Origin of the sequence: Agrococcus citreus (assembly GCF_039527715.1) — a bacterium.
Classification (GTDB): domain Bacteria; phylum Actinomycetota; class Actinomycetes; order Actinomycetales; family Microbacteriaceae; genus Agrococcus; species Agrococcus citreus.
Window position 1 is genome coordinate 79,241 of sequence record NZ_BAAAKK010000006.1, and the last position, 3,526, is coordinate 82,766.

The 3,526-nt window shown below is 70.1% G+C and carries 5 protein-coding genes; 1 reads left to right on the forward strand and 4 read right to left on the reverse strand.

Annotation, left to right across the window (positions count from 1 at the left end; translation table 11 throughout):
• The 3 genes from ABD106_RS13530 to nusA all read right to left on the reverse strand — a co-directional run.
• Positions 1 to 308: translation initiation factor IF-2 N-terminal domain-containing protein (locus ABD106_RS13530; RefSeq protein WP_343921253.1), on the reverse strand; the 308-nt coding region annotated here is incomplete at its 3' end.
• A 72-nt stretch (positions 309 to 380) separates the two neighbouring features.
• Positions 381 to 662, reverse strand: a complete 282-nt coding sequence (locus tag ABD106_RS13535; protein WP_343921255.1) for a YlxR family protein — start codon at positions 660 to 662, stop codon at positions 381 to 383.
• Between the two features lie 36 nt (positions 663 to 698).
• Positions 699 to 1,715, reverse strand: coding sequence for a transcription termination factor NusA (gene nusA, locus ABD106_RS13540; protein ID WP_343921257.1), 1,017 nt, complete (start codon positions 1,713 to 1,715; stop codon positions 699 to 701).
• A gap of 91 nt (positions 1,716 to 1,806) precedes the next feature.
• Between nusA and ABD106_RS13545 the strand changes: the two genes are divergently transcribed.
• Positions 1,807 to 3,300, forward strand: coding sequence for an alanine/glycine:cation symporter family protein (locus ABD106_RS13545; RefSeq protein WP_343921259.1), 1,494 nt, complete (start codon positions 1,807 to 1,809; stop codon positions 3,298 to 3,300).
• Here ABD106_RS13545 and ABD106_RS13550 read toward each other — a convergent pair.
• A partial coding sequence (locus tag ABD106_RS13550) for a His/Gly/Thr/Pro-type tRNA ligase C-terminal domain-containing protein (RefSeq protein ID WP_343921261.1) occupies positions 3,297 to 3,526 on the reverse strand: 230 nt, incomplete at its 5' end. The two genes, ABD106_RS13545 and ABD106_RS13550, sit on opposite strands and share 4 nt — an antisense overlap.

A 3,526-nucleotide genomic window follows, 5' to 3' on the forward strand; every position in this document is an offset into this window, starting at 1 on the left:
TTCGGCGCGGGCGCCGGGGTCGGCGCAGCCTCGGGGGCCGGCGCCTCGGGGGCGGGCGCGGGAGTCGCGGCCTTGCGGGCGCCTCCGGGCTTGGCGGTGGTCTTCGCCGGCGCCTTCGCGGCCTCAGCCGCGGGCGCGCTGGGTGCGCTCTCGGCCGCGAGCGCGGCCTTGAGCTTGCGAGCGACCGGGGGTGCGATCGCCGAGGCGGGTCCCTTGACGAACTCGCCCATCTCCTTGAGCTTGGCCATCGCGACCTTGCTCTCGACGCCGATCTCGGCGGCGATCTCGTGCACACGTGGGTTTGCCACTTGTCTCCTGTCCTGGTCCGCCCAGGACAGGGCGGACATCAAATGCTGACGGTTCTCATTTCGAGGTGCTCATCAGTTGTCCATGGGGTGTTCGTTCCTTCGGTCGGGGCTCGGTGCGAGCCCGTCCTGTGCCCACCGTGCGATGGGCGATGTGTCCAGGTGCTTGTCGCGCAGTGCCCGCGGGATCGCTCGCACTGCTCGTTCCGCGCACTGCTGCGTCGGATGCACCCACGCGCCGCGGCCGGGAAGCCGTCGATCGAGATCGACGACCGCCGCCCCGCCTGCGCCCACGATCCGCACGAGGAGTGCGGGTTCGGTGCGCGCGCGACAGCCAAGACACGTACGGATGGTCACGAGTCTAGCGCACGGCGCGCCCGGGAGACAGGGGGGTCAGTCCTCATCCATGACCGAATCCGGCTGGATGTCGATCTTCGCGCCCGTGAGCTTCGCGGCCAGGCGGGCGTTCTGGCCCTCCCTGCCGATCGCGAGCGACAGCTGGAAGTCGGGCACGAGCGCGCGCACGGCGCGCGTCTTCTCGTCGAGCATGAACGCGTCCGACACGCGCGCGGGGCTCAGCGCGCTGGCGACGAACGACGGCAGGTCCTCGGAGTAGTCGACGATGTCGACCTTCTCCTCCCCGAGCTCTGCCTGCACGGCGCGCACGCGCGCGCCCATCTCGCCGATGCACGCGCCCTTGGCGTTGATGCCCGGCTGCGTCGCGCGCACCGCGATCTTCGTGCGGTGGCCCGCCTCGCGCGCGATCGCGACGATCTCGACCGCGCCGGAGGCGATCTCCGGCACCTCGAGCGCGAAGAGCCGGCGCACGAGCGAGGGGTGCGTGCGGCTCACGGTGACCTGCGGGCCGCGCTGGCCGCGCTCGACCTTCGTGATGTACACGCGCATCCGCTGGCCGTGCTTGTACTCCGCGCCCGGCACCTGCTCCTCGGGCGGCAGCAGCGCCTCCATGTCGTCGCCGAGCTTCACGTGCACCATGCGCGGGTTCGTGCCCTGCTGCACGATGCCGGCGATGATGTCGCCCTCGCGGTCCTTGTAGGCGCCCAGCACGGTCTCGTCGCTCTTCTCGCGCAGGGCCTGGAAGATGACCTGCTTCGCGGCGGATGCGGCGATGCGGCTGAAGTCGTCGGTGGTCGCGACCGACTCGCCGATGCGGTTGCCGTCCTCGTCGAGCTCGGGCTCGTAGAGCGTCACCTCGCCGGTCGAGCGGTTCACCTCGACGCGCGGCTGCGGGGCCGCCGCGACGGGCTTGTCGCCCGCCTTCTCGACGGGCCTCTCGGCCGACTTGATGTGCGCCTGCAGGATCGCCTGCTCGATGATGTGGATCAGGGCGTCCGAGGAGATCTCCCGCTCGCGCTCGACGGTCTTCAGCACGGTCAGATCGATCTTCACTTGTGGCTCCTTGGTCTGCTGCTCAGCCGGCATCCGATGCCGACCGATCATTCTACCGCGCTCGCGAGGCGCACGAACTAGTGTGGCCCGCATGGAAGCGTTCGACGACCTCGTGCTCACCGGCGGCGACTTCTGGTGGACGTGGGTCGTCCTCCCGGTGCTCGCCCTGCTGGGCATCTACTTCACGATCCGCACGGGCGTCGTGCAGCTGCGACTGCTGCCCTCGATGTTCCGCGTGCTGACCGACAAGACGCCGAAGGCGCGCGACGGCAGCAACCAGTCGGTGTCGTCGTTCCAGGCCTTCACGATCTCGGCCGCGAGCCGCGTCGGCGTCGGCAACATCGCGGGCGTCGCGACGGCGATCGCGATCGGCGGGCCGGGCGCGGTCTTCTGGATGTGGACGATGGCGTTCGTCGGCGGCGCGTCGTCGTTCATCGAGTCGACCCTCGCCCAGCTCTACAAGCACCGCGACGCGGACGGGTTCCGCGGCGGCCCGGCGTACTACATGCAGCGTGGCCTCGGCGCCCGGTGGATGGGCATCCTCTTCGCCGTCATCCTCATCGTCTGCTTCCCCTTCGCCTTCTCGTCGCTGCAGGCCAACACGATCGTCGCGACGATCACGTCGACGGTCGGCTCCGACGCAGCGTGGCTGCCGTGGGCGATCGGCATCGTGGTCGCGATCCTCACGGGCCTCATCGTCTTCGGCGGCGTGCGCCGCATCGCGAAGGTGACCGAGTCGCTCGTGCCCGCGATGGCGCTGCTCTACCTCCTGCTCGGCCTCCTCATCGTCGGGATGAACATCACCGAGGTGCCGCGCGTGCTCGGCGAGATCTACGCGGGCGCCTTCGGCTTCCAGCAGGTGGCGGGCGGCGCGATCGGCACGATCATCATGCAGGGCGTCAAGCGCGGCATGTTCTCGAACGAGGCCGGTCTCGGCTCCGCCCCGAACGGCGCCGCCTCGGCCGCCGTCACGCACCCCGCGAAGCAGGGCCTCGTGCAGACGCTCGGCGTCTACTTCGACACGTTCCTCGTCTGCTCGATCACGGCGTTCATCATCCTCGTCTCGACGCCCGACCTGACGGGCGCCGAGGGCGGCATCGGCCTGACGTTCGACGCCGTCACGGGCGAGCTCGGCGCGTGGGCGGGCATCGCGCTGTCGCTCATCGTCTTCCTGCTCGCGTTCTCGTCGATCATCGGCAACTACTACTACGGCGAGTCGAACATCGAGTTCATCACCGAGAGCCGCACGGCGCTGACCGTCTACCGCGTGCTCGCGGTCGTCGCCGTGCTCGGCGGCTCCGTCATCGCGACGGCGACGATCTGGAACACCGCCGACCTGCTCATGGGCGTCATGGCGATCGTCAACCTCATCGCGATCGGGCTGCTCTCAGGCGTCGCCTTCAAGCTGCTGAAGAACTTCGACGAGCAGCGCAAGGCGGGCAAGGACCCGGTCTTCACGCGCGACATGCTGCCGGAGCTGCGCGGCGTCGAGGTGTGGGAGGACGCCGAGTCGGTGACCGGCCAGTGGACGGTGCTGCCGGCCGCGACGGACGAGCGGCCCGCGAAGGACCGGCGCAGCAGCTAGCGGCCGAGCGCGCCCTCGAGCGCGTCGATCGCGACCTGCTGCCGCTCCCCCGTCGCACGGTCCCACACCTCGACGAGACCCGCAGCGGCGTCGCGGCCGACGATCACGATCTGCGGCACGCCGATGATCTCGGCATCGCCGAACTTCACGCCGGGCGAGACCTTCGGCCGGTCGTCGTAGAGCACCTCGAGGCCGCGCGCCTCGATGCCTGCGACGACGGCCTCCG